This is a genomic window from Allobosea sp. P2_A10 (assembly GCF_056405115.1).
Genome location: NZ_JBFUCS010000006.1, coordinates 108,911 through 134,829, shown reverse-complemented (window position 1 = coordinate 134,829; position 25,919 = coordinate 108,911). Strand labels below are relative to the sequence as shown.

Annotated in this window: 21 protein-coding genes; 10 read left to right on the top strand and 11 right to left on the bottom strand. The window is 67.3% G+C overall.

What is annotated here, in order from left to right; genetic code table 11:
* Positions 1 to 8 precede the first annotated feature (8 nt).
* Genes AC1DZY_RS11015 through AC1DZY_RS11000 form a run of 4 tightly spaced genes read right to left on the bottom strand, consistent with a single transcriptional unit; the run spans position 9 to position 4,296 of the window.
* Positions 9 to 731 (bottom strand): MOSC domain-containing protein, encoded by a 723-nt coding sequence (locus AC1DZY_RS11015; RefSeq protein WP_476820156.1) that lies wholly within the window; start codon positions 729 to 731, stop codon positions 9 to 11.
* Positions 728 to 1,627 (bottom strand): ABC transporter permease, encoded by a 900-nt coding sequence (locus AC1DZY_RS11010; RefSeq protein WP_476820155.1) that lies wholly within the window; start codon positions 1,625 to 1,627, stop codon positions 728 to 730. The genes AC1DZY_RS11015 and AC1DZY_RS11010 overlap by 4 nt, the downstream gene beginning before the upstream one ends.
* Positions 1,627 to 2,580 carry an ABC transporter permease gene (locus AC1DZY_RS11005; RefSeq protein ID WP_476820154.1) on the bottom strand — a complete coding sequence of 318 codons (954 nt, stop codon included), beginning with the start codon at positions 2,578 to 2,580 and terminating at the stop codon, positions 1,627 to 1,629. Before AC1DZY_RS11005 ends, AC1DZY_RS11010 begins: the two co-directional genes overlap by 1 nt.
* Before the next feature lie 33 nt (positions 2,581 to 2,613).
* Entirely contained in the window at positions 2,614 to 4,296 is a 1,683-nt protein-coding gene (locus AC1DZY_RS11000) for a peptide ABC transporter substrate-binding protein (RefSeq protein ID WP_476820153.1), read from the bottom strand.
* A gap of 275 nt (positions 4,297 to 4,571) precedes the next feature.
* Here AC1DZY_RS11000 and AC1DZY_RS10995 point away from each other — a divergent pair, with 275 nt between their 5' ends.
* The 3 genes from AC1DZY_RS10995 to AC1DZY_RS10985 all read left to right on the top strand — a co-directional run bounded on the left by AC1DZY_RS10995 (position 4,572) and on the right by AC1DZY_RS10985 (position 8,233).
* Entirely contained in the window at positions 4,572 to 5,897 is a 1,326-nt protein-coding gene (locus tag AC1DZY_RS10995; protein ID WP_476820152.1) for an NAD(P)/FAD-dependent oxidoreductase, read from the top strand.
* A gap of 186 nt (positions 5,898 to 6,083) precedes the next feature.
* Positions 6,084 to 6,752 (top strand): haloacid dehalogenase type II, encoded by a 669-nt coding sequence (locus AC1DZY_RS10990; RefSeq protein ID WP_476820151.1) that lies wholly within the window; start codon positions 6,084 to 6,086, stop codon positions 6,750 to 6,752.
* Between the two features lie 2 nt (positions 6,753 to 6,754).
* Positions 6,755 to 8,233: an aldehyde dehydrogenase family protein gene (locus AC1DZY_RS10985; protein WP_476820150.1), complete on the top strand. Its 1,479-nt coding sequence runs from the start codon at positions 6,755 to 6,757 to the stop codon at positions 8,231 to 8,233.
* Between the two features lie 86 nt (positions 8,234 to 8,319).
* On the opposite strand, the gene AC1DZY_RS10980 is transcribed toward AC1DZY_RS10985, so the two are convergent.
* Positions 8,320 to 9,597: an NAD(P)/FAD-dependent oxidoreductase gene (locus AC1DZY_RS10980; RefSeq protein ID WP_476820149.1), complete on the bottom strand. Its 1,278-nt coding sequence runs from the start codon at positions 9,595 to 9,597 to the stop codon at positions 8,320 to 8,322.
* 207 nt (positions 9,598 to 9,804) lie between these two features.
* Here AC1DZY_RS10980 and AC1DZY_RS10975 point away from each other — a divergent pair, with 207 nt between their 5' ends.
* The gene (locus AC1DZY_RS10975) at positions 9,805 to 10,689 is read left to right on the top strand and encodes a GNAT family N-acetyltransferase (protein WP_476820148.1); all 885 of its coding nucleotides are present in this window, start codon (positions 9,805 to 9,807) and stop codon (positions 10,687 to 10,689) included.
* Between the two features lie 24 nt (positions 10,690 to 10,713).
* Here AC1DZY_RS10975 and AC1DZY_RS10970 read toward each other — a convergent pair whose 3' ends face one another.
* The 6 genes from AC1DZY_RS10970 to AC1DZY_RS10945 all read right to left on the bottom strand — a co-directional run bounded on the left by AC1DZY_RS10970 (position 10,714) and on the right by AC1DZY_RS10945 (position 18,721).
* Complete coding sequence (locus AC1DZY_RS10970) at positions 10,714 to 12,063, bottom strand: amidase (RefSeq protein WP_476820147.1); 1,350 nt, start codon at positions 12,061 to 12,063, stop codon at positions 10,714 to 10,716.
* Between the two features lie 104 nt (positions 12,064 to 12,167).
* On the bottom strand, positions 12,168 to 12,968 hold the full coding sequence (gene iolB, locus AC1DZY_RS10965; RefSeq protein ID WP_476820146.1) for a 5-deoxy-glucuronate isomerase: 801 nt from the start codon (positions 12,966 to 12,968) through the stop codon (positions 12,168 to 12,170).
* Between the two features lie 15 nt (positions 12,969 to 12,983).
* Positions 12,984 to 13,883: a myo-inosose-2 dehydratase gene (gene iolE, locus AC1DZY_RS10960; RefSeq protein ID WP_476820145.1), complete on the bottom strand. Its 900-nt coding sequence runs from the start codon at positions 13,881 to 13,883 to the stop codon at positions 12,984 to 12,986.
* 174 nt (positions 13,884 to 14,057) lie between these two features.
* Positions 14,058 to 15,911, bottom strand: a complete 1,854-nt coding sequence (gene iolD, locus AC1DZY_RS10955; protein ID WP_476820144.1) for a 3D-(3,5/4)-trihydroxycyclohexane-1,2-dione acylhydrolase (decyclizing) — start codon at positions 15,909 to 15,911, stop codon at positions 14,058 to 14,060.
* A gap of 11 nt (positions 15,912 to 15,922) precedes the next feature.
* On the bottom strand, positions 15,923 to 17,833 hold the full coding sequence (locus AC1DZY_RS10950) for a bifunctional 5-dehydro-2-deoxygluconokinase/5-dehydro-2-deoxyphosphogluconate aldolase (protein WP_476820143.1): 1,911 nt from the start codon (positions 17,831 to 17,833) through the stop codon (positions 15,923 to 15,925).
* 15 nt (positions 17,834 to 17,848) lie between these two features.
* Positions 17,849 to 18,721, bottom strand: coding sequence for a MurR/RpiR family transcriptional regulator (locus AC1DZY_RS10945; RefSeq protein ID WP_476820142.1), 873 nt, complete (start codon positions 18,719 to 18,721; stop codon positions 17,849 to 17,851).
* Positions 18,722 to 18,839: 118 nt separating this feature from the next.
* On the opposite strand from AC1DZY_RS10945, the gene AC1DZY_RS10940 reads away from it, so the two are divergent.
* From AC1DZY_RS10940 to AC1DZY_RS10915, 6 genes are all read left to right on the top strand, one after another.
* Positions 18,840 to 19,640 (top strand): SDR family oxidoreductase, encoded by an 801-nt coding sequence (locus AC1DZY_RS10940; RefSeq protein WP_476820141.1) that lies wholly within the window; start codon positions 18,840 to 18,842, stop codon positions 19,638 to 19,640.
* A 22-nt stretch (positions 19,641 to 19,662) separates the two neighbouring features.
* A complete protein-coding gene (iolG, locus tag AC1DZY_RS10935) occupies positions 19,663 to 20,670 on the top strand; it encodes an inositol 2-dehydrogenase (protein ID WP_476820140.1) in 1,008 nt (335 codons plus the stop codon).
* A 2-nt stretch (positions 20,671 to 20,672) separates the two neighbouring features.
* On the top strand, positions 20,673 to 21,455 hold the full coding sequence (locus tag AC1DZY_RS10930; protein WP_476820139.1) for an inositol monophosphatase family protein: 783 nt from the start codon (positions 20,673 to 20,675) through the stop codon (positions 21,453 to 21,455).
* Between the two features lie 88 nt (positions 21,456 to 21,543).
* On the top strand, positions 21,544 to 22,584 hold the full coding sequence (locus tag AC1DZY_RS10925; protein WP_476820138.1) for an ABC transporter substrate-binding protein: 1,041 nt from the start codon (positions 21,544 to 21,546) through the stop codon (positions 22,582 to 22,584).
* Positions 22,585 to 22,633: 49 nt separating this feature from the next.
* The gene (locus AC1DZY_RS10920; RefSeq protein WP_476820137.1) at positions 22,634 to 24,850 is read left to right on the top strand and encodes an ABC transporter permease; all 2,217 of its coding nucleotides are present in this window, start codon (positions 22,634 to 22,636) and stop codon (positions 24,848 to 24,850) included.
* Positions 24,847 to 25,914 carry an ABC transporter ATP-binding protein gene (locus AC1DZY_RS10915; RefSeq protein ID WP_476820136.1) on the top strand — a complete coding sequence of 356 codons (1,068 nt, stop codon included), beginning with the start codon at positions 24,847 to 24,849 and terminating at the stop codon, positions 25,912 to 25,914. The genes AC1DZY_RS10920 and AC1DZY_RS10915 overlap by 4 nt, the downstream gene beginning before the upstream one ends.
* Positions 25,915 to 25,919: the final 5 nt, after the last annotated feature.

The window sequence follows — 25,919 nt, the reverse complement described above, 5'->3', positions numbered from 1 at the left end:
GGATATCCTCAACGCTGGGGAGCGATCGTCACGGCGTCGCCCGGCCTGATCTCGCCAGGCACGACGACGTCGCAATAGATTCCGAAATTGCGCCCGTAGCGCTTCACGACCGCGCGCAGCACCTCGACATCAACCGGCAGACCGTCCTGCGCTATGGTGACGAAGCCGCAGCGGCCGCAGGGAATGCTGCCGCGCAGGGCGACATCGCCGATGCGGATTTCGCGGCCGAGCCAGCCGTTCTCGGGGATGGGTTCGGCCTCGTCTGGCCAATCCACAAGGATGTTGGGGCGGAAGCGGCGTTCGTCGATGACGCTGCCGGGCAGATCACGCTCCAAAGCGCGCATCGCGGCAGTCGTCAGCAAATGGATGGGCGCGCGGTTGTAACGCGGATTGAAGCCTTCTCCGGCCGGCGCGAACGGTTTCAGCCGCGCCGGAAAGCCGAAGAGCGCCGACATATCTTCGAGGATCGCGGCATTGTCCGGCTCACCCCAGACGCGGCCGTCAGCAGAGATTTCCACGCTCTCCGCCTGCGTGAACCGGGCATGACCACGCGGCACCGTGATGAAATGCTTCTCGCGGCCGGGCGAGGCGATCCGGTCGGTCGCGCCATCGACGACGCCCCAGATGCGGTCGCCGAGGACGCCGGAGGCATCGAGCGGCGCAATCTCCAGCCGTTCGCCCGCCATGGAACTGACCGGATAGCGCCAGAGCGCCGAAACCTGTCCGCTCACGGCAGGTCCATCCTGGGATCGAGCGCATCGCGCAAGCCATCGCCGACGAAGTTGAAGCTCGTCACCGCCAGCGTGATCGCAGCACCCGGCAGGATGGCGAGCCAGGGCGCGCTGGTGAGGTAGCTCTGCGCACCCTCCAGCATATTGCCCCAACTCGGCGTCGGCGGCTGGATGCCGTAACCGAGAAAGGAGATGTAGCTCTCGGCCAGGATCGCATGGGCGACGTTGAGCGTGGCCGCGACGACGATCGGCGCGATCGCGTTGGGCAGCAATTCGCGGAACATGATGCGGGTGTTGCTGGCGCCCATCGCGACCGCGGCCTGGGCGAAGTCGCGCGTCCGCAGCGAACGCATCTGCGCCTCGACGACGCGTGCGACCTCCATCCACGAGGTCATCGCGATCAGCATCACGATCGAGGGCACCGAGGGCGAGATCAGCGCGGAGATGGCGAGCAGCAGGAAGATCGACGGAAAGCACAGCATCGCGTCGACGAAGCGCATCAGCAGCGCGCCGACCGCGCCCTGATAATAGCCGGCGACCATGCCGACGCAGACGCCGATCGCCATCGAGATCAGCATGGCGGAGAAGCCGACCGCCAGCGAGATCCGCCCCGCCATCAAAAGGCGCGCGAGGATATCGCGGCCAAGCGGATCGGTGCCGAGCACATGAGGGCCGGAGAAGGGCGGCGCGAAACGCTGCCTGATGTCGATGAAGGTGTCGCTGTAGGGGATCAGCATCGGCCCGACGATGCAGGCCAGCGTCATGAACACGATCGCGGCCGCGCCGAAGACCGCAAGCCGGTGCCGGCGAAAGCGGCGAAAGCCCGGCCGGTTCCAGAGCGTGGCGCGGGGGGCGAGCGCGGGCTCGGCCGTGCTGGCGAAGGGAGCGCCGCTCATCAGCTGCTCCCCGCGATGCGAGGATCGGCGACGCTGTAGAGCATATCGGCGATCAGGCTGCCGAGGAGCACCATCACGGCGGTGAACATCAGGATGCCCATCACGACGGGATAGTCGCGATAGCCGATCGAATCGAGGAAGAGCCGGCCCATGCCTGGCCAGGTGAAGACCGTCTCGGTGACGAGCGCGCCCGAGAGCAGCGTCGGCACATGTAGACCGGTGATCGTGATCATCGGCAGCAGCGCATTGCGCAGCGCATGCGTCAGCACGATCTGCCGCTCGGGCACGCCCTTGGCGCGGGCGGTGCGGATATAGTCCTGATTGACCACCTCCAGCATCGAAGAGCGCATATAGCGGCTCCAGACCGCCATCGAGACCAGCGCCAAAACGATGCAGGGGCCGATCAGATGGTGCAGGCGGTTGAGGAAGGAGCCATCGCCGATGGTGTAGCGGTTGCCCGAAGGCAGCCAGCCGAGCCCGACCGAGAAGACGTAGATCACGACGAGGCCGAACCAGAAGGTCGGGATCGAGAGCGCGATCATGGCCCCGACGGTTGCAAGCGAGTCGAACAGCGAATAGCGCCGGATCGCGCCGAGGATGCCGACCCAGGCGCCGATCAGCATCGCAACCAGCGTCGAGGTCAGCATCAGCTCCAGCGTCGGCCCGATATGGGAGCCTATGATGTGCAGCACCGGCTGCTGGTCGCGATAGGAGCGGCCCCAATCGCCTGAGAGCATCAGCCAGAGCCATTCGACATACTGCACCGGCAGCGGGCGGTTCAGGCCCATCTGCTCGGCGATGCGGTCGAGATCGGCCTGGGTCATGTCGCCGCCGGCGGCGAATTGCGACAGCGGCCCGCCGGGCGCGAGATGCAAGATCGCAAAGCCGATCATCGAAACGATGAGCAGCAGCAGCAGCGCCTGCGCCAGCCGGCGCACGAGAAACGTGCTCATGGCGCGACCGTCCGAACCCGCCCCCGCCTCACCTCAGCGCGCCCAGTACCAGACGCCCATGTTCCAGGTGTTCTGGCGGGCGTTGATGTTGGGCTCGTAGCCGACGAGGCCTTCCTTGTAGCCCTCGACCGGGGCGTACTGGAAGAGCGGCAGGATGGGCAGCTCCTCGCGGGCGATCTCCTGCAGCTTCCAGTAGATCGCCTTGCGCTTGGCCTGGTCGAAGGTTTCCTGGCCGGCCTTGAGCAGCTGGTCGACCTCGGCGTTCTGCCACTGCATCTGGTTGGCGCCGCTGCCGTTCTTGGCGGGGATCGCGTCCGAGGCGAAGCGCGAGGCCGGATCGGGATCGATCACGGTGCGGAAGGCGGTGCCGACCAGGATCGACTGGAATTTGGACCGGGTGTAAAATTCCCCGAAGAGCACCGCGGCCGGCATGTTGTTGATCTTCATGGAGACGCCGATCTGCTGCCAGTCCTGCTGCATCAGCTGCTGGCATTGCTCGCGGAGCGCGTTTCCATTGGTGGTGGAGACCGCGAATTCGAGCGGAACGCCATTCTTCATGCGTACGCCCGAGCCGGAACGTTTCCAGCCGGCGTCGTCCAGCAACTTGCCGGCCTTGGCGAGATCGTAGCTCTGCTTGGGAAGATTGGGATTGTAGGCCCAGGATTCCTGCGGCGAGAAGGATTCGGTCGGCTTGTGCAGGCCGTAGTAGATCACGTCGATGATCGCCTGCTTGTTGATCGAGGCGTAGAGCGCCTGCCGCACCGCCTTCTCGGCCAGAACGGGGTTGTCGAGATTGGGCATCACCACTTCGAGCGAGGCGTTGGGGATGATCACGACCTTGCGGCCCGGCAGCTTCACCGCCTCGGCATAGAAATTGGCCTGGATGCCGGTGCCGATGATCAGATCGACCTGCCCGGTGCGGAACTGGGCGTAGAGCGCGGTCTGGTCGGGCACATATTTAAGGATCGCCCTCTCCAGATAGGGCCCCTTGCCGTGGTATTTCTCGTTGGCGACGAGCTGGATGTTGTCGCCGGGCGTGCGCGTGCCCCATTTGAACGGCCCGGTGCCGACCGGCGCGCCGTTGAAGGGCGCGGTGTTGGGATCGGCCGCCTTCTCCAACAAGTGCTTGGGCACGATGAAGGTGTTGGAGAGCAGCGCGAGATAAGGTGCATAAGCCTTCTCCATGCGCCATGAAATCTCGTTGCCCTTGACGACGATGTCCTTGACCAGCGCGTGGCCAACGCGGGTGCGCGCCTTGAAGCCCGGCGCGTTGATCAGTTCGAGGGTGTATTTCACGTCCTGCGCGGTGAAGGCCGTGCCGTCATGCCAGGTGATGCCCTCGCGCAGCTTGACCTTCCAGGCGAGGCCGCCTTCGGAGATGCCGCCATTGGCTTCGGTGGGAACCTCGACGGCGAGATCGGGCAGCAGCGATCCGTCGGGCTGGGCCAGCCACATCGTGTTGAAGACCTGCATCCAGACGGTCTCGTCGACCTCGATGCCCGGCATCAGCGGGTTGAAGGCGGTCGGCTCCTGCGACAGCCCGACGACGACCTGCCCGGTCGGCTTGGCTGGGGGAGGCGGCACGGCCCTGGCCGTCTGCGCCCGCGCACCGAAGCCCGACGCCGCGACCATCGCGCCTGCGCCAAGACCGAGAGCCGCGCGCCGATGGATGGCGGGGAAACCGAGGATCGCGTTCTTGTCGGAATGATCGGCCATGATGAACCCCTCTTTCTGTCTGGTTGAGCCATCCTAAGCGGGCGGCGCGGGCCATCGGGCATCGATCGCGGCCGGCACGGCACCAGAATCTGCCGATTGCGAGGCTCACGGCGGCACAGCGTGCCGTTGGGGCCGATCTGCCTGTGAAGAGGGCATTTTCAGGCTGTCACTCATAGAAAGAAGGTCCAATCTTCGCTCACCGCCACCGTCTAGCGGTGCGTTTCAGGGCTGCCGCCGAGAGATCGACCGCCTATTCGCGAAGGGTATGGAAGATTATGTCGCCAAGAATCGAGCAGGTCGCCAGCGACGAGGCGCTACCCGAGCGCGTCGATATCGTCGTGATCGGCGCCGGCATCGTCGGTAGCGCCGCTGCCTATTATCTCGCGCGGCGCGGCCTGTCGGTCGCGCTGGTGGAAAAGGGCGTCGTCGGCGGCGAGCAATCCAGCCGCAACTGGGGCTGGTGCCGGCAGCAGAACCGCGATGCGCGCGAATTGCCGCTGGCGATGCGGGCCATGGAATTGTGGGACAGGCTGGCCGGCGAGACCGGCCGCGATGCCGGCTTCCGGCGCTGCGGGCTGGTCTATGCCAGCAACGACGCCGAGCAGATCGCGAAATGGGAACGCTGGCGCGAGAGCGCCAGGCCGTTCGGCGTCGACACGCATATGCTGTCGGGCGCGGAGGTGACGGCTAAAACCGAAGGCGCCGGCCGGCGATGGCTGGGCGGCGTGCATTCCGTCAGCGACGGCAAGGCCGAGCCCGAACTGGCCGCGCCCGCCTTTGCCGAGGGGGCGCGGCAGAACGGCGCCACGATCCACCAGAACTGCGCGGCGCGCGGCCTCGACATCACCAACGGCACCGTGACCGGGGTCGTCACCGAGAAGGGGCTGATCCGCGCAAACGCCGTGATCCTCGCCGGCGGAGCCTGGGCCTCCGGCTTCTGCCGGCATCACGGCATTTCCTTCCCGCAGGCGAGCATCCGCTCCACGATCCTGCGCACGACTCCGGCCCCGCAACTGCTCGACGCGTTCTATACGCCCGAATGCGCGATGACCCGTCGGCTCGACGGCAGCTACACGCTCGCGATCAGCGGCACGGGCACGCTGGAGATCACGCCGCAGGGACTGCGCTATGCCCGCAACTTCCTGCCGATGTTCGTCAAGCGCCTGAAAGCGATCGAACTCGGCATCGGGTCGTCCTTCTTCAAGGGGCCCGAAGCGCTGGGAAGCTGGCGTCTCGACGAAGAGACACCCTTTGAGGCCATCCGCGTGCTCGACCCCGCGCCGAGCCGTCGCGTCGTGGCCGAGACATTGCGGCGGGCGCGGGCGCTCTATCCAGTACTGAACGATGTCGGCGTCGCCGACAGCTGGGGCGGCTATATCGATTCGACGCCGGACGCTGTGCCGGTGATCTCGCCGGTCGCCGGGCTCGGCGGTTTCGTGTTGGCGGCCGGCTTCAGCGGGCATGGTTTTGGGCTGGGGCCGGCGGCAGGCCACCTCGCGGCCGATCTCGCCTGCGGCGCGACGCCGATCGTCGACCCCCGCCCCTTCCGCCATGCGCGGCTGGTCGACGGCTCGAAGGCAGGCGAGATCGGCGAGTTCTGAAGCATAGTCGCAGCATCGCGACGGCGCAGGACGGCGGCAATCCATGCCGCTGCGGGGGGAAGGATCGGCAGATTCTTCGCTGCCGCCAGCGCATTTCCAAGCCCGTGCCCGCTGCGTCCGCTCTAGTCTCAAGCGTGATCGCAGCCACAACGGGCGCTGACGCCCGCAAGCCGAGATGAGCACCCGATGAGCACCTTCCGCCCGAAATTCGTGACCTTCGACTGCTATGGCACGCTGATCTATTTCGAGATGGCCCCGGCCGCGCGCCGCGTCTACGGCAAGCGGCTGACGCCGGAGGTGATGGACGGCTTCTGCAACGACTTCTCGTCCTTTCGGCTCGACGAGGTCCTCGGCGCCTGGAAGCCCTATCCCGAAGTGGTCCAGAACGCCGTCGAACGCACCTGCAAGCTCTGGAAAATCCCGTTCGATCCGGCCGACGCGCAAGCCATCGTCGATGAAATCCCGAGCTGGGGGCCGCATCCCGACGTGCCCGCGGGCCTCGCCAAAGTGGCGAAGGAAATCCCGCTCGTCGTGCTGTCGAACTCGATGACGGCGCTGATCCCGCACTCCATCGCCAAACTCGGCGCACCCTTCCACGCGGCCTACACGGCGCAGGACGCGCAGGCCTACAAGCCCCGGATGCGGGCGTTCGAATACATGTTCGACATGCTGGGCTGCGGGCCGCAGGACGTGATGCACTGCTCGTCGAGCCTGCGCTACGACCTGATGACGGCCCATGACATGAAGATCGGCCAGCGTGTCTTCGTCAATCGCGGCCACGAGCCGGGCATGCCCGACTACGGCTATCAGGAGATCAGGGACATCGGCGGCCTGCCCGGCCTGCTCGGGCTGTGACGATGGCGGCGGGCGATTTCGACCCCGGCGCCATTGCCTTCGCCCGAGGCCATTTCATCGCCGGCAGGGGCGTGGACGATGGAGGCGACAGGCTGACGGTCGCACGCCCCTCCGACCTCGTCGACTACGCTGAATTGCCTGTCGCAGGCCCTGAGATGGTCGACCGCGCCGTCACCGACGCGGCCGATGCGGTTGCACGCAGCGGCTGGGCCACGCGGCCGCCGCGCGAGCGAGCGCGGGCGATGCGGGCGTGGGCCGGGCTGATCGAGGAGCGCGCCGAGGAACTCGGCCGGCTTGAGGCGCTGGGCTCGACCCGCCCGATCGCGCAGGCGGTCAGCGGCGATGTCATGGCGACGGCGGACGGCATCCGCTTTTTCTCCGAATATGCCGACAAGCTCGGTGGCGAGGTCGCGGCCACACGCTGCGACCATTTCGGTATGATCGTCTCCGAACCCTATGGTGTCGTCGGTGCGATCACGCCGTGGAATTTTCCACTCAGCATGGCGTCGTGGAAGGTCGGCCCGGCGCTGGCGGCCGGCAACGCGATCGTGCTGAAGCCATCGGAGTTGACGCCGTTCTCGACCGTCCGGCTCGCCGAACTGGCCGTCGAGGCCGGCGTTCCCGCCGGCATCTTCAACGTGGTGCAGGGAACCGGGGCCGTGACCGGCGATGCGCTCTCGCGCCATCCCGGCATCGCAAAGCTCTCCTTCACTGGCTCCACACGGACTGGCGCGGCAATCATGAAGGCGGCGGCCGATTCAGGCATCAAGCCGGTCACGCTGGAGCTTGGCGGCAAGAGCCCGCAGCTCGTCTTCGCCGACGCCGACATCGACAGGGCGGCCGACTGCATCGCCGGCTCGCTGCTCGCCAATGCGGGGCAGGCCTGTGTCGCCGGCTCGCGCCTGGTCGTGCAGCGATCGGTGATGGATCGGTTGATCGAGGCGCTGATGATCAGGCTGAAGCAGGTCGCGCCCGGCCCGACCTGGAAGGCCAGCACAGGCTTCGCGCCGATCATCTCTGAGCTGCAGGCGCAGCGGATCGATACGATCCTCGCCCGCAGCCGCAAAGACGGCGCGCAAGTGTTGCTCGGCGGCGGACGGATCGAGGGGTTTGGCGGCGCCTTCTACCAACCGACACTGCTTGCTGGCGTGACGTCCGAAAACGCCGCCGTGCGCGAGGAAATCTTCGGGCCGGTGCTGACGATCCAGAGCTTCGAGACCGAGGAAGAGGGCTTCGCGCTAGCCGACCATCCCGATTACGGGCTGGCGGCGGGCGTCTACACCGCCGATCTCGGCCGGGCCTTGCGGGCGGTGCGCCAGATCAAGGCCGGCACGGTCTGGATCAACCGCTACAACCGCACGCTTGACTTCATCCTGCCCACCGGCGGCTACAAGAGCTCCGGCATCGGCAAGGATCTCGGCCGGCAGGCGGTTGAGCAGAACCTGCGGCACAAGACGGTGCTGATCGACATCGCGGCGTAAGCCCACGTCATGCGCGGGCTCGACCCGGGCATCTTCTGATGGAGTTTCCCGGGTCCGCGCTTCGCTCCGCCCGAGAATGACGCCTCTCAGTGCCGCCAGTCCTGGTAGCGGTAATACGCGCCCACGAAGGGCAGGAACCAGGGCGGGCCGAAATGGCCGGGCACGGCGGGCCAGTCGAGGCCAGCCAAGGGATTGGCCGCCGCATCGCCGCCCATCACGCGGGCCATGACCCCGCCCATCTGCACCGACATCTGCGTGCCGTGGCCGCTATAGCCGGTCGCGTAGAACAGGCCGTCGCGCTCTCCGGCGCGCGGCAGGCGGTCGGCGGTCATGTCGACCAGCCCGCCCCAGCAATAGTCGATGCGCGTGCCGGCGAGCTGCGGGAACAGCTCCAGCATGCGCGTCTGCAGGATCGCGCCGCTTTTGGCGTCGGATTTCGGGCTCGACAGGGCAAAGCGCGCCCGGCCGCCGAAGATCAGCCGGTTGTCCGGCGTCAGCCTGAAATAATTGCCGATGTTCTTCGTCGTGGTGGCGGTGCGGCGCGTCGGCATGATCGAGGCCGCGAGATTGGGCGAGAGCGGCTCGGTGGCGATGATGAAGCTGCCGACCGGGACGATGCGCCGGCGCAGCCATCCGAACGGCCCCTGCCGCGACGCGCCGGTCGCGAGCAGGACCTGCTTTGCCTCCACGTCGCCACGTGCGGTAACGACGCGATGCGCCGGACCGTTCAGCCGATGCAGGCCCGTGACGGCCGCATTCTCGAAGATCGCCGCGCCGCGCCGCACCGCGGCTTCCGCGAGGCCGACACCGAAACGACCCATATGCATGTGGGCGCTGCGCGGATAGACGAGCCCGCCGTAAAATCCATCCGAGCCGATCTCGCCGCGCGTCTCGTCCGGCGGCACGACGACGAGATCGGGCTCGACCGTGCGCAGCAGAAGCTCGGCGGATTTCTCGAGCTTGGCAAAGTGCTCGGGCTTCGCTGCGAGCTTGATCTTGCCGGTGCGGGTGAAGTCGCAGTCGATCGTCTCGCTGGCGACAAGCGCCTCGACCTGGTCGACGCCGGAATCGAAGGCGCGATAAAGCGCACACGCCCGCTCCAGGCCGAGGCTCGCCGCGAGGCCGCCGAGGTCATGGGCGAGGCCGTTGTTGCAATGCCCGCCATTGCGGCCCGACGCCTCGCCGACGATCCGGCCGGCCTCCAGCACCGCGACGCTCGCGCCCGATTTCGCCAGGGCGAGCGCCGCGGACAGCCCGGTGAAGCCGCCGCCGACGATGGCGACATCGACCTTTCCGGCCACCGGCCCCGCAGCGCCCGAGCCGAATTGCGGGGCGCTCGCCAGCCAGTAGGGTTCGAGTTTCATGAGCGATATCCGCGCGGCGACAGGAGGGTTTGATCGGGAAGACAGCCTGGCATTCCGGTCCAGATCAAGCTCCGCCGCCGGTGACGAGCCGGGTTCGAAACGCTATCTTGCACCGGCTTAAGCTTCTGTATTGTATGAATTTTACTATTCTCGAAAGTGACCGACGCACCTATACTGCGAGACTCATTCCCGGCGAGGCATGCAGCTGTGGCGACTGGAACGGTCAAGCGCCGACTCGACTACGAGATCGACATCCGCGAGATGACCAGGGCCGACCTGTCGCAGGCGCACCAGCTTTCGATCGGCGTGGCCTGGCCGCATCGTCCGGAGGACTGGCGGCTCGTCTTCGGCCTCGGGCACGGCTACATCGCCTGCGACACGATCGGGCGGGCGCTCGGCTCCGCGATGTGGTGGCCCTTCGGCGAGAACCTCGCCACGGTCGGCATGGTGATCACCGCACCGCGATTGCAGGCGCAAGGCTCCGGCCGGCGGCTGATGGAGCGGATTTTCGAGGACACGGGCGCGCGGGACCTGCGGTTGAATTCGACCAAGGCCGGCTATCGTCTGTACCGCGCGCTCGGCTTCGAGCCGGTCGGGCGCGTGTTCCAGCACCAGGGGCGCGCCAAGGGGGCCGGCGAGGCCGAGCCGCCGATACCCGCCGGGCTTCTGCTGCGCGATGCACAAGCCTCGGACCTCCCTGCGCTCGCCCGGCTCGACCATCAGGCCTATGGCGCGGACAGGGCGCGTGCGATCGCAGCCCTGCTCGCGGTCTCGCTCGGCACCGTCGCCGAGCGCGACGGAGTGCCGGTCGGTTTCGCGCTGTGTCGTCCGTTCGGGCGCGGCCATGTCGTCGGGCCGATCGTAGCCGAGGACGACGCGATGGCGATCGCGCTGACGCTGCCGCATATCACGGCCCATGACGGCGATTTCCTGCGTGTCGACACCGCCCAGGAGCAGAGCCTGTTCGGCGGCTTCCTCGAGGCGCGCGGCCTGACCATCTTCGATACGGTGACGCCGATGACGCGAGGGGCCGTCCATGGCCCGCACGGAGCCGCACGCACCTTCGGGCTGGTCAACCAGGCACTGGGCTGAGGTCGGCCGGACCGATTCTGGCGCTCAAGCCGCCAGCAGGGCCTCGACGCCGGCCGCGATCGCGAAGACCCGCTGATCCGCGCCGCCGACGCCCGCGATCGTCAGCCCGACCGGAGGTCCACCGGCCGCCGTCAGGGGCAGCGAGATCGCGCAACCATCGACCATGTTGATCATGGCGGCGTTGCGCAGCGACATGATGTTGGCGCGGCCATAGGCCGCGTCATCGGTCGCCAGATCGGCGATGCGCGGCGGCAGGGTCGCGACCGTCGGCATCACCAGCGCGTCATAGGGCGAAAGCCTGTGTTCGAAGCGGGCGATCATCGCATTACGGGCCGCGATGTTGTCGACATAGTCGGCGGCGCTGATGCTTTCGCCGCGCTCGATCCGGGCGCCGACGCGCGGATCGTAGAGCGCGGCCTTCTCCGCCAGCAGTGTGCGGTGCCAGGCATAGCTTTCCGGCGCGGTGAAGCCGCCCTTGGCGTTGATCGCGAGGACCTGCTCGAACTCCGGCACGGGGATGCGTTCGATCGAGGCGCCAGCAGCGGCAAGCGCCTTCAGTGCCCGGTCAAAGGCTGCGGCGACTTCCTGCGCGAGATCGTCCAGCACGATCGTCGTCGGCACGGCCAATCTGAGCCCGGCGACCGATGCGGGAACCAGCGCCGACGGCGTTTCGCCGGCGAGGATCGCGTCGAGCGTGGCGCAACAAGAAACCGAACGTGCCAGCGGGCCGATCGAATCCAGGCTCTGCGACAGCGGCACGCAGCCCTGCTGCGGCACGCGCCGCGCGGTCGGCTTGTAGCCGACGATGCCGCAGAAGGCCGCCGGAATGCGGCAAGAGCCGCCGGTGTCGGTGCCAAGAGCGCCATGGGCCATGCCGTCGGCGACCGCGACCGCGCCGCCCGAGGTCGAACCACCCGAGACGCGGCCGATCGCTCGCTCGAAAGGCGCGCGCGGATCGCCGTAATGCGGGTTCATGCCCAGCCCGGAATAGGCGAATTCGGTCATATTGGCGCGGCCGATCGAAATGAACCCGGCCCGACGCAGGCGCGCAACCGCAATCGCGTCCATGGTCGCCGGCGGCCGATCGGCCAGCGCCTTCGAGCCTGCGGTCGTGACCTCGCCCGTGACGTCGAACAGATCCTTGATCGCGAGCGGAATACCGGCGAAGCGCGAGGGCGCGGCCCCGGCCGTCCGCAGCAGATCCATCGCAGCGGCGGCCTTCAGCGCCGCCTCGCGCGAGACGCTGACGAAGGCGCGACTGCCCTCGCCTGCGGGATCGTCGATGCGCGCAAGGCAGGCCTCGACCAGTTTCCGGCTGGTGGTGCGGCCGGCGGCAAGGTCATCGGCGAGGCTGGCGAGCGTGGGAGCTGACATCGGTGCGGCGATCCATGGTGTTGAGCAGACCGGACAGGTCTCTCACATCGGGACCGCGGAGGGAAAGGGGGATCGCGCCGTCCCTGCCCGCTTCTTTCGCAAGGTCAGCTCACGACAAGCCATTCATGCGCCGGCTCGTTGGCGAATTTCCAGACCCGCTTCGGCCCGGCCATGACGTTGAGATAATAGAGATCGTAGCCATGCGGAGCGGCGACCGGATGATAACCCCTCGGCACCAGCACGACATCGCCATCCTCGGCGGCCAGCGTCTCGTCAAGCGAGCGGTCGTCGGTGTAGACGCGCTGGAGGGCAAAGCCCTGTGGCGGCGAGAGCCGGTGATAATAGGTTTCCTCCAGCAGCGACTCGCGCGGCAGATCGTCCCGATCGTGCTTGTGCGGCGGATAGCTCGACCAGTTGCCGGCGGGCGTGATGACCTCGACCACGAGCAGCCCGTCGGCGGCTTCGGTCTCCGGCAGGATGTTGCGCACATGGCGGATGTTGGTGCCTTGGCCGCGCGTCAGGCACGCGACGGCGTCGGGCCCTATCACGCGCGCCGCCCGGCCGGACTTGCCCGGAGCCGAGCAGATCGCGACCTCGCAGGAGCCTTGCGCCACGATGCGCCAGGAGGAGCCGGCGGGCACATAAAGCGACCAGGGATCGGGCTCGAAGGGCGAGGCGCGGCCGCCGATGACGCCGAAATCGACGCTGCCGGCGCTGGCGGCGACCTTGCCGGACAGCAAGACGAGGCAGTTCTCACGTTCGCCCGTCTCGCGCGCCAGAACCTGCCCGTCCTGAAGCCGATGCACGGCGAAGCCGACATGGCCCCAGCCAGCCGATTCCGGCGTGACCTCGTGGATGCGGCCCTCGGAATCGGGCGCGGACGGCTTGACCAGCAGCTTCGACATCGGCGTTCTCCAGGCTCAGGCGAGCCCGGCCTCCTTCAGGCTCAGCCTCAGATGGGCGACGCCCTTCTTGGCATAGGTCAGCGGATGGGCCTTTTCCGGATCTTGCTCGGCCTCGACCACGACCCAGCCGGAATAGCCGGGCAGCGCCCTGAACACGGCGGGATAGTCGACCATGCCGTCGCCGGGAACGGTGTAGACGCCAAGGTCGGAACCCTTGCCCAGCACCGCATCGAGAAAACTCCAGCCTTCCGCCCCCGCCTGCGCCATCACCGCCTCGCGCACATCCTTGGCGTGGACATGGCTGATGCGATCGCGATAGCGCGCGGCCAGCGCAGCGGGATCGGCGCCGCCCCAGGTCGCGTGGCCGGTGTCGAGCAGGAGATGCACCGCAGGTCCCGTCGCGGCCATCAGCGCGTCGATATCGGCCCCGTTCTCGACGACCGTGCCCATATGGTGGTGGTAGACTAGCCGGACGCCTTCAGCGAGCGTCCGCTCGGCGACCTCAGTCATGCGCTCGCCGAACCGCCCCCATTCTTCGGCCTTGAGCACGGGGCGCTGCGACAGCGGCTTGCTCCGGTCGCCATGGATCGCGTTCGAGGTCTCGGCGAAGACGAGTACGGTCGAACCCATTGCCTTGAGCAGATCGAGATGCGCCCGCAGATGGATCATCTCGGCATCAGCGTCGCGCAGCAGCAGTTGCGCCGAATACCAGCCGGAGATGCAGGCCATGCCGAAGGGCGCAAGCGCGGCCTTCAGCGCGCCTGCCTCGCGCGGGAACTTGTGGCCGAGTTCCATGCCCTCGAAGCCGGCTTCCCTGGCCTCGGCCAGGCAGGTTTCGAGCGAGGTCGCGCCGCCGATCTCCTGAAGGTCGTCGTTCGACCAGCCGATGGGGTTGGCGCCGATGCGGATGGGCATGTCGTATGTCCTCTTGAGGCTGGACGTTTTGCTATCGAAATGCGCCGTCATTCCGGGCGTAGCGGAGCGGAGACCCGGAATCCATCGTAGAGCGTCGAGGTGCCTTACGATGGATTGCGGATCGGCGCCGCTGTGCGGCTTGTGCGGAATGACGTGGAGGTTCCGAGAGAGACATCAGGGTGGTGAGAGCTTGTCGCGCGCTGTGAGCGCGTCTTCGTAGCGGCCGCGCGCGTCGACCACCTGTGGCCGTTCCGACACCTCGGGCACCGCGACCTCCCACCAGTGCCCTCCGGCATCGGTCGAGATCAACGGGTCGGTGTCGATGACGATGACGCTGGTACGGGGATGCGAGCGGCTTTGCGCCAGCGCCGCGTCGAGTTCGGCGAGGCTCGCAACCTTCACGGACAGCGCGCCGAGCGACGCGGCATGCGCGGCGAAGTCGATCGCCGGCAACGCCTCGTGGCGGCTGTCGGCCAGAAGATTGTTGAAGCCTGCGCCGCCGGTCGCGGCTTGAAGCCGGTTGATGCAGCCGAAACCGCGGTTGTCGAGCACGACGATAGTGAGCTTCAGGCCGAGCATCACGGAGGTCGCGATTTCCGAGTTCATCATCAGATAGGAGCCGTCTCCGACCATGACGACGACCTCGCGGGACGGATCGGCCATTTTCACGCCAAGCCCGCCGGCGATCTCGTAGCCCATGCAGGAGTAGCCGTATTCCATGTGATAGCCGCCCGGCCCGCCTGCTTGCCAGAGTTTGTGCAGCTCGCCGGGCAGCCCGCCGGCCGCGCAGAGCACGACATCGGAAGGCTGGCTCCAGCGCTGGACCGCACCGACGACCTGCGCGTCGCTCGGCAAGGCCTCGTTGCCGGGAGCGGTGTAGCGCGCGGCGGTTTCCAGCCAGTTCGTCCGCGCGGCTTTCGCCTGCGCCGTCCAGCCAGCGGGCACGCGGTGTCCGGCAAGGACCCGCGTCAGTTCGGCGATGCCAACCAGCGCGTCGCAAACCAGGGCTTGCGCGCGGTGCTTGCCGGCGTCGAAGGGCTGCACGTTCAACCCGACGATCCGGCAGTCGGGATTGGCGAAGAGCGAGCGCGAGCCGGTGGTGAAATCCTGCAGGCGCGTGCCGATGGCCAGCACGACGTCGGCTTCGGCTGCGAGAGCATTGGCCGCGCCGGTGCCGGTCACACCGAGCGCACCGAGGTTAAGCGGATGCGCGTGAGGCAGCGCGCTCTTGCCGGCCTGTGTCTCGCCTGCCGGAATGCCGTGGGCTTCGCAGAACGTGGCGAGTTCGGCCTCGGCTTCACTGTAGAGCACGCCGCCGCCGACCACGACGAAGGGCTTCTTCGCCCCCTTCAGCAGCGCTGCGGCCGCCACCAACTCGAGCTCGTCGGGCCGCTGCCGGCGCGGGGTCCATATGCGCTCGTCGAAAAAGCGAAGGGGATAGTCGAACGCTTCCGTCTGGACGTCCTGGCACAGGGCCAGCGTCACCGGCCCGCATTCGGCCGGGTCGGTCAGCACGGCCATGGCGCGCTCGAAGGCCGGGATCAGCTGCTCGGGCCGCGTCAGCCGGTCGAAATAGCGCGAGACGGGGCGGAAGCAGTCATTGGCCGAGACGGTGCCGTCGCCGAAATCCTCGATCTGCTGCAGAACCGGGTCGGGCCTGCGGCTGGCGAAGATGTCCCCAGGCAACAATAGCAGCGGCAGCCGGTTGACATGGGCGGTCGCCGCGGCCGTGACCATGTTGGTCGCGCCTGGCCCGATCGAGCTCGTCACCGCCATCATCCGGCGACGGCGCGAAGCCTTGGCGAAAGCGATGGCTGCATGCGCCATCGCCTGCTCGTTATGGGCGCGAAAGGTCGGAAAGCTGTCGCGCGCGCCATGCAGTGCTTCGCCCAGCCCCGCGACGTTGCCATGGCCGAAGATCGCCCAGATACCGGCGAAGAGCGGCAGCTTCTCACCCGCAACGACGGTCTTCTGCGCGACGAGCGCACGCACCAGCGCCTGCGCCATGGTGAGCCTGATCGTGGCCATGTCCCGTCTCCTCAACGCCGCTGCCAGGCATCGACCAGCCGGCCGAAACGCTGCGCCATCACCGCGGTTGCGGCTTCGTCGTCGATCGCGCCGGAGAGCCAGTCGCGCGCCACCTCGCCGAAGATGGTGCGGCCGACCGCGAAGCCCTTCACCGAGGCTGCCCTGCCGGCATCGCGGAAGGATGCGGCGACCGCCTCCTCCGGCGCATCGAGGCCGAGCAGCAGCACGCCACGGCAATACGGATCCTGCTCGGCAATCACCGCGTCGATCGCTTGCCAGGCGGTAGCCGAGGACTGGCCTTCCAGCTTCCACCAGTCCGGCCTGATGCCGATGGCATAAAGCCGCGCCATGACCGATGCGATGGTGTCGTCACCGACCGGACCATGTTTCGATGCGATGATCTCGACCAGCAATTCGCGGCCGACCTGCCGGCAGGCGAGCGCAACGCGTTTCAGCACCGCCTCCTGCTGCGCCTTCATCCGCTCGGTGTCGTCGGGATGGTAGAAGCACAGGCACTTCGCGACATGATCGACCGGCCATTCCGCGATTGTCGTGCCGAGCGATCCGGTCGCGTCGGTTTCCAGAGCGAGCGGGCGAGAACCCGGCAGCTCCAGCGGCCGCGCGATCCAGAAGCCGTGATCGCGGCTGCGAAACAGCGCTTCGCGGCCATGCGTGCCGTCGATCAGCATGCCGAAGCCGGGACGCCCGGCGGCAATCCGCGCAGCGGCCGCCACGGCCAGCGTCTTGAAGGCGGCGATAGCCTCGCGCGGCGCACCGGCCGCATCGGCCATCTCCTCCAGCTGCGCGCGGTGGTCGATGGCGAGCGCCATGATGCCGGAGGGTTGCGGCCGCCGCGTCGTCGCCCAATGGATGTGGTTGATCTCGGTATCGTTGCGCAGGGCGCGATGCTGCGAGCCGTGCTTCAGGAAATGCTGGAGTTCAGGAAAGGTCGGGCTCTCCGGCGAGCAGAGCAGGCGCGAAACCGCGAAGGCGCCGCACGCATTTGCCCAGGCGCAGCAGGTCTCGATCGGCTCGTCCCGCAACCAGCCGCGCAGGAAGCCGGACATGAAGGCGTCGCCCGCGCCCAGCACGTTGTAGACCTCGACGGGGAAGCCCGGCCCTTTGATGCCGTCCTCGATCGAGGACGGAATCGCACCGGGGAAAACCACGCAGCCCATCGGCCCGCGCTTGCAGACGATGGTGGCGCTGCTCAAACCCCGGATCGTGCGGATCGCCGCCAGCGTGTCCTCGGACCCGCCGGCCGCGTGCAGCTCCTCCTCCGTGCCGACGATCAGGTCGCAATCGGCCATGATCTCCTGGAGATGCTGCGTCACGGTATCCGAGCGGATGTAGCGCTCCTCGCCGGCGGCGTGGCCGGCAAGACCCCAGAGATTGGGCCGGTAATCGACATCGAAGGCGACCTTGCGGCCGTATCTGCGGGCGATCGCGATCGCCTTCTTTTGGGCCGCAGCCGCATCGGGCATCGCGAAATGCGTGCCGGTGACCACTATCGCCTTCGCCGAGGCGATGAACGCTTCGTCGATCTCGCTCTCGTGCAGCGCGGCGTCGGCGCAGTCGCTGCGGTAGAAGATCAGCGGGAAGGTCTTTTCGTCGCGCACGCCGAGGATGACGAGCGCGGTCAGGCGTTTGGGGTCAGTGACGACGCCCGCGGTCTCGACACCCTCGCGCCGGAGTTGTTCGAGGATGAAGCGGCCCATCTGCTCGTCGCCGACGCGGGTGATCACCGCCGATTTCAGGCCGAGCCGCGCCGTGCCGATGGCGATGTTGGTCGGGCAGCCGCCGACCGCCTTGACGAAGGAGCCCATATCCTCGAGCCGGCCGCCGATCTGCTGGCCGTAGAGATCGACCGAGGAGCGGCCGATGGCGATGACGTCGAGCGTCGGGGCGGATGCTGTCGGCATGCGGCTCAGCACTTCTTATCCGGCGAGATCAGGGTCGGCGGGCATGCCGGATTTCTCGGCCGTGGCGACGGCCAGCGTCATCGCCAGCGCAAAGGTCGCGGCCATCGAACGGAATTCGCCATAATCGGCCTCGGCGACCTCGAGCCAAAGCCGGCAGTTTCCAGCGAGCGGGCTAAGCGCGCTGTCGGTCAGCGCCAGCACGGGAACACCGCGCCGGTGCGCGGCGGCTGCGATCTCGACGGTGACGGGCGCATATGGCGCGCAGCTCACCGCCAGCACGACATCGCGCGGGCCCGCCAGCGCGGCCTGCTCGGGGCCGAGCCCCGCGACATGGTCGACCAGCACGGCGCGGATGCCGAGCTTGCCGAAGGCATAGGCGAGATAGGACACGACCGGGAACATCCGGCGCGCGCCGACCAGCACGATCGTCCGCGCGCTCGCCAGCAGCGCCACGGCGGCGTCGAGATCGGCCGGCGCGATCGCCGCGCGAATCTGGGCGAGCGAGGCCTCGCTCGCCTGGACGAAACCTTCCAGCAGCGCGCTGGCGCTGCTCGTGGCGGCCGTGCTCCTGAGCGCAGCCAGCCGCTCGCGATGATCGACGACCTGCCGGCGCAGCCGCGAGCGGAACACCTCCTGCAATTCGCTGAAGCCGGAATAGTCGAGCGCCTGCGCGAAGCGCACCAGCGTCGAGGCCTGCACGCCGGCCTTCTCGGCGATCTGCGCGGTCGAGCCGAACGCCATGTCGTCGAGATGGGCGAGCGCGTGGTCGGCGACCTGCGCCAGACGCTTTGGCAGCCGCGCCCGCCGCGCGCGCAGCAGAGCGACGAAGCCGTCATAATCCGGCGGCGTCCGTGGTGCTGGCGCGGGGCTGTTTGGCGGTGCCGACATGCGGTTTGTCCATCGAAGGCGGCCTTGACTTCATCCGCCGATGAATGGAATGATTATTCCAATCAGAAATAAAAACAATCCGTTCATACCAAAATTTACACCGGGAGCAGGACGCAAGGTGGAAAGCCGCGAGGCCTTCAGCAGGGACCTGACCGGCAAGGTCGCCGTCGTCACCGGCGGCAGCCAGGGACTGGGCGAAGCGATCGCGCGCGAATTCGCCGCGCGCGGCGCAGCCGGGCTGCTGCTGACCGGACGCCACCGCGAACGGGGCGAGTCCGTCTCCGCATCCTTGCGCAGCGACACCTGCGATGTCCGCTTCCACGCCGCCGATCTCTCCGACCTTGCCGCCGTGAAGACCATCGTCCCTGCGGCCGAGGCGGCGTTCGGGCGGCTCGATATCCTCGTCAATGCCGCAGGCGACACCGATCGCGGCTCGATCTTCGACACGACGCCGGAGCTCTATGAGCGCATCATGGCGGTCAATCTGCGCGCGCCCTTCTTCCTGATCCAGGACGCGGCGGAAGCGATGCGCCGGCTGTCGATCCAGGGCGCCATCGTCAACATCCAGTCGATGTCGGCCCATGGCGGCCAGCCTTTCCTGTCCGCCTACAGCGTCTCGAAGGGCGCGCTGGCGGCTCTGACGAAGAATGCCGCCTACGGGCTGATGCCGCACCGCATCCGCGTCAACGGCCTCAATATCGGCTGGATGGCGACGCCCGGCGAGGATGCGATCATGCGGCTGCGCCACGACGCGCAGGACGGCTGGCTCGACGAAGCCGTGAAGAACCAGCCCTTCGGGCGGCTGATCGATCCGCGCGAGGTGGCCAAGGCCGTTGCTTACCTGGCCTCGCCCGAATCCGGGTTGATGACCGGGGCCAATATCGATTTCGACCAGACGATTCTCGGCGCGCACGACTAGCCACGCCATGACCATGGGACTGATGACGACGATGCGATTTGGATTGCTGGGCGCCGGCCGGATCGGGCGGATTCACGGGCTGAACGTGGCCGCGCGCACTGATGCGACGCTGGCTGCAATCACAGACGCCTCGGCCGAGGCCGCCGCGTCGCTGGCCGCGACGACCGGCGCCAGCGTCGCCAGCGCCGAGACCATTCTGGCGGACAAGAGCATCGACGCCGTCCTGATCTGCACGCCGACCGATACCCATGCCGATCTGATCGAGGCGGCAGTTTCCGCCGGCAAGGCCGTGTTCTGCGAGAAGCCGGTCGATCTCGACGCAGGCCGCATCCGGCGCTGCCTCAAGGTCGTGGCCGCGTCCGGCAAGCCGCTGATGATCGGCTTCAACCGCCGCTTCGACCCGAATTTCGCGGCGCTTGAAGCGCGTCTGCGCGCGGGCGAGGCCGGCGCGATCGAAATCGTCAGCGTGATCTCGCGCGATCCATCGCCGCCGCCGGTCGAATACGTGGCGCGCTCGGGCGGCCTGTTCCGCGACATGATGATCCATGATTTCGACATGGCGCGCTTTCTCCTTGCCGAGGAACCGGCCGAGGTCTTCGCGCTCGGCTCGGCGCTGGTCGACCCCGCCATCGGCCGGGCCGGCGATGTCGATACCGCCGCCGTGCTGATGAAGACTGCGTCCGGCAGGATCGCGCAGATCTCGAATTCGCGGCGTGCGACCTATGGCTACGACCAGCGCATCGAGGTGCACGGTTCCAAGGGCATGCTGCGCGCCGGCAACATTCACGAGACCACTGTCGAGAGCGCGACGAGCGCGGGCTTCCGCGCCGACCCCGTGCAGAACTTCTTCCTCGAACGCTATGCTGGCGCCTATCGTGCCGAACTCGACGCCTTCGTCACCGCCTGCAAGGGCGGTAAAGCCCCGATGCCGTCGGGCCTCGACGGGCTGAAGGCGCAGATCCTGGCGGATGCGGCGACGGAATCGTCGCGGACCGGCAAGCCGGTCGCCGTCGCGCTGGAGGCGATCTGACCATGTCGCCGGCGGAGCTCGACCTGCGCCAATATGCCGTGCTCGGCCTCGTCGCCGAGGCGAGCGTGATGGCGCTCGACTATTTCAACAGGCGCGACAGCCTCGGCATCACCATGAAGGGCGCGCAGGACTGGCTGACCGTGGCCGACGGCGCGGTCGAGGATTTCCTGCGCCAGCGCCTCGCCATCCTGTTCCCGGCCGACGCCATCATCGGAGAGGAAGGCGGCGGCAAGGCCGGCGACGCCGTCTGGATCATCGACCCGATCGACGGCACCGCGAATTTCGCGCGCGGCGACCGCAACTGGTGCATCTCGATCGGCTTCCTGCTGAACGGCGTGCCCAAGATCGGCATCATCTCAGCGCCTGCGCTGGACGAGCTCTATCTTGGCCGACGCGGCCAAGGTGCGACCATGAACGGCCGGCCCATCGCGGTTTCCGGCGGCAGCGACATCGGCCGCGCCTATATCGAGCTCGGCTGGTCGACCCGCGTGCCGGTCGAGCGCTATCTTGCCGTGATCGGGCGCGGCTATGGCTCGGGCGCCTCGATGAAGCGCTCCGGCTCCGGCGCGCTCGGCCTCTGCCATGTCGCCAATGGCCGCACCGACGGCTATGCCGAGCTGCACATCAACGCCTGGGACGTGGCGGCCGGCGTCGTCATCGCCAGCGAGGCCGGCGCGACAGTCAGCGATTTCTTCGCCGGCGACGGCATCTCGTCGGGCAATCCGATCCTTTGCTGCACGCCGGGGCTGGTCGGCGCGCTGCGCGCCATCACGGGAATTGCTTAGCCAGCACGATAATCATTGATCTTTGCCGCAACTCGTCGGAAGTTTCAGGCAAAGGCAAAACAACAAGAATGCAATCAGGGAGGATATGATGCAGACCAGATCATGGCTCGCCACGGGCCTTTTCGCCGCTGTCGCCGCCGCGACCGCCCTGGCTCCGGCTCCTGTGCGTGCTCAAGGCGCCCTCGTGATGTATTGCGGCGTCCAGGAGGAATGGTGCCGCGCCATGTCCACCACCTTCGAGCGCGAGACTGGCATCAAGGTCGCGATGACGCGCAAATCGGCTGGCGAGATCTACGCGCAGCTCAAGGCCGAATCGGCCAATCCGCGCGGCGACGTCTGGTGGGGCGGCACTGGCGACCCCCATCTCCAGGCGGCCGAAGAGGGACTGACGCTCGAATACGAGTCGCCCCTCAACAAGGACATGCAGGACTGGTCCATTTCGCAATGGAATGCGGCCAAAAAGCGCTCGATCGGCATCTATGCCGGCGCACTCGGCTTCGGCTACAACACCGAACAGATCAAACAGAAGAAGATTCCGGAGCCCAAATGCTGGGCCGACCTGCTCGACGCCAAATACAAGGACGAGATCCAGGTCGCCGATCCCAATTCGTCTGGCACCGCCTACAACCTGCTCGCGACGATCGTGCAGCTGATGGGCGAGGACAAGGGCTTCGACTACCTCAAGGCCCTGCACAGGAACGTCAACCAGTACACCAAATCGGGCGCGGCTCCGGCCAAGGCTGCCAGCCTCGGCGAGACCACGATCGGCATCGTCTTCGTCCATGACGCCGTCGTCTTCGCCGTGCAGGGCGACCCGATCAAGCCGGTCGTACCCTGCGAGGGCACAGGCTACGAGATCGGCTCGATGTCGATCATCAAGGGGGCTCGCAATCTGGAGAACGCCAGGAAGTTCTACGACTGGGCGCTGACGCCGGCAGCCCAGGCGCTTGCCGGCCCAGCCAAGTCCTACCAGGTGCCGTCCAACAAGGCGACGCCGGTGCCCGCGCAGGCCCCGAAGATGTCGGAGATGAAGCTGATCAACTACGACTTCGTCAAATACGGCTCCTCGGCCGAACGGGTCCGACTGCTGACCAAATGGGATCGCGAAGTCAAGAACCTGCCGAAATAGCCGGAACCTGACGGAACAGCCGGCCCCGACAGGCCAGGACACCCCGCCGATGCGATCCTCCACCAAGCTTGCGCTGCTGCTCGGCTGGCTCGGCTATGCCCTACTGCCCTGGTATCTGCCCGAGGGCATGAGCCTGACCAGCTTTGGTTGGCTGGCAGGCTATCCGCTCGGCAAGGCCGGCAGCGCGCTGGCGCTGGCGCTATCGGGCCAGGCACCCTGGCTGCTGCCGGTTGGCGTCGCGCTCGCCGTCGCGACCGCGCAGATCGGCCGCAAGGACAGCGCGAGCGCCGGCTGGGCGCTGGTCGGTGCGGGCCTCGCCGGAATGATCGCCTTCTTCGTGCAAGGCTTCGCGATCGCCCTCAAGGGGCAGGGTATCGCCTGGCTGGCGGCATTGCTGGGCGGCGCGGATGCGGCCCAGGGCGGCATGGGCGCGGGCGCCTTCCTGACCATCCTGTCGCTGCTTCTGCTCCTGTGCCACGGGCTGGCCTATCGCGGCATCTGCCGCGGCGACATGTTCACGACCTCGGCCATCGGCATCGTCGTCCTGCTGATCGGCCTGTTCATCTTCTTCCCCGTCGCGACCATCCTGAAGAGCGCACTCGTCGACCAGGAAGGCAGCTTCGCGCCCGCGGCCTTCGTGACGCGCTTGCTCGACAGCTCGATCTGGGGGCTGGGTTGCTTCAGCGGCGGGACCAATTGCGGCGTCGCCTGGAACACGCTGATCCTGGCGGTGCTGTGTGGCGTCATCACCACGCTTCTGGGGCTCGCCTGCGCGCTCCTGATCCTGCGCACCGGCATGCCGGGCAAGCGCATCATGCGGGCGCTGACGGTGCTGCCGATCATCACGCCGCCCTTCGTGATCGGGCTTGCGCTGATCTTGATCTTCGGCCGCGCCGGCGTCGTCTCCAACCTGATGTATGAATGGTTTTCGATCCCGCGCTCGCGCTGGATCTACGGCCTGCCCGGCGTGCTGCTGGCGCAGGTTCTCGCCTTCGCGCCGATCGCCTTCCTCGTCCTGATCGGCGTCGTGCAGGGCATCAGCCCGAGCCTCGAGGAAGCCTCGCAGACGCTGGGCGCCAAGCGCTGGCAGACCTTCTCGACCGTGACCTGGCCGCTGCTGCGGCCCGGCATCGCCAACGCCTTCCTGCTCGGGTTCGTCGAGAGCATGGCCGATTTCGGCAATCCCCTCGTGCTCGGCGGCAATTTCGAGGTGCTCTCGACCAAGATCTTCTTCGCCGTCGTCGGCGCGGCCCATAATCAGGGGCAGGCGGCGGTGCTGGCGATGATCCTGCTCGCCTTCACGCTCGGCGCTTTCTGGGTGCAGCAGCGCTGGTTGGGGGGAAAGTCGTACACGACTGTCACCGGCAAGGGCGATTCCGGCCTGCCGACGCCGCTGCCGCGCCGCGTCACCTGGCTCGCCGGGCTCGTGATCGGGCCCTGGGTCGCGCTGACCTTCGTGATCTACATCGTCATCCTCGTAGGCGGCTTCGTGAAATCGATGGGGCGCGACTATACGCCGACGCTGGAGCATTACAGGACAGGATTCGCGATCGACTTCAGCCGCGGCCTGTTCTTCGAGGGCGCGGCGTGGAATTCCTTCTTCACGACGCTGAAGGTCGCGGCGATCTCGGCCCCGCTGACGGCGATCATCGGCCTTCTGACCGCCTATCTGCTGACGCGGCAGAAATTCAGCGGCCGCAGCGGGCTGGAATTCGCGACCATGCTCTCCTTCGCCATTCCCGGCACGGTGCTCGGCGTCGCCTACATCCTCGCCTTCAACGTGCCGCCGATCGAGATCACCGGCACCGGCCTGATCCTCGTGATCTCCTTCGTCTTCCGCAACATGCCGGTCGGTGTGCGCTCGGGCATCGCCGGTCTGTCGCAGATCGACAAGAGCCTCGACGAAGCCTCCACGACCCTGCGCGCGCGCTCGTTCACCACGCTCTGGCGCGTCGTGCTGCCGCTGCTGCGCCCGGCGCTGGTGGCGGCGCTGGTCTATTCCTTCGTGCGCAGCATGACCGCCGTCAGCGCCGTGATCTTCCTGGTCTCGGCCGAGTACAACCTCGCCACCGCCTATATCGTCGGACGCGTCGAGGCCGGAGAATTCGGGCTCGCCATCGCCTATTCCTCGGTGCTGATCATCGTCATGGCTGTTGGCATCGGCTTGATCCAGCTCGGCGTCGGCGAGCGCAAGCTCGGCCGGCGCAAGATCGTCGCGCTGTCCAGTTCGGTCTCCGACCCCATCAATCAGGGAGCAGCGAGTTGACGAAAGCCGGACCCGCATCGGTCGAATTCCGCAATGTCAGCATGCGCTATGGCGCGGTGACGGCGGTCGACAACGTCACTTTCAGCATCGAGGCCGGCAAGCTGGTGACGCTGCTCGGCCCATCCGGCTGCGGCAAGACCACGACCCTGCGCATGATCGCGGGGCTTGAGATCGCCAGCGCGGGCCAGATCCTGATCGGCGGCAAGGATGTCACCAAGCTCTCGGCCGCCGATCGCGACGTCTCGATGGTGTTCCAGTCCTATGCGCTGTTCCCCCATATGAGCGTGGTCGAGAACGCGGCCTATGGCCCGACCGTGAAGGGGCTGGGCAAGGACGTCGCCCGCGAGATGGCGATGGCCAAGCTCGAACTCGTTGGCCTGAAGGGCTTCGAGAACCGCTACCCTTCCGAACTCTCGGGCGGCCAGCAGCAGCGCGTCGCGGTGGCCCGCGCACTCGTGCTGGAGCCGCAGGTGCTGCTCTTCGATGAGCCGCTCTCCAATCTCGACGCAAAGCTGCGCCGCCGCGTCCGCGAGGAAATCCGCGAGCTCCAGCAGGACCTCAATCTCACCGTCGCCTATGTCACCCATGATCAGGAGGAGGCGCTCGCCGTCTCCGATCGGATCATCGTGATGTCGAACGCCCGAATCGCGCAGGAGGGTGCGCCGCGCGAGCTCTACGAGCAGCCGGCCGACGCCTTCGTCGCCGACTTCATCGGCGACGCCAATCTGGTCGAGGTCACGATCAAGGCGGTCGCGAACGGCACGGCCGAGGTCGCGATCGGCTCGGTCTCGGTCCCTCTGCCCGCACGTGGGCTCGGCGTCGGCCCGGCCAAGATCGCGGTCAGGCCCGAAAGCCTGCTGCTGAGCCCGACACAGGAACCGTCCTCACTGCCCGGCACGGTCCGCAAATGCGCCTATCTCGGCAACCATCTCGACATCATGGTCCAGAGCGAGGTCGGAGAGCTCTTCGTGATCCAGTATGGCGCGCGCGACATGCTGGCGGAGGGCGCCCCGGTCTGGCTCTCCTTCGCGAAATCGGGCGTCACGCTGATCCCGCCCGCTTGACCGCG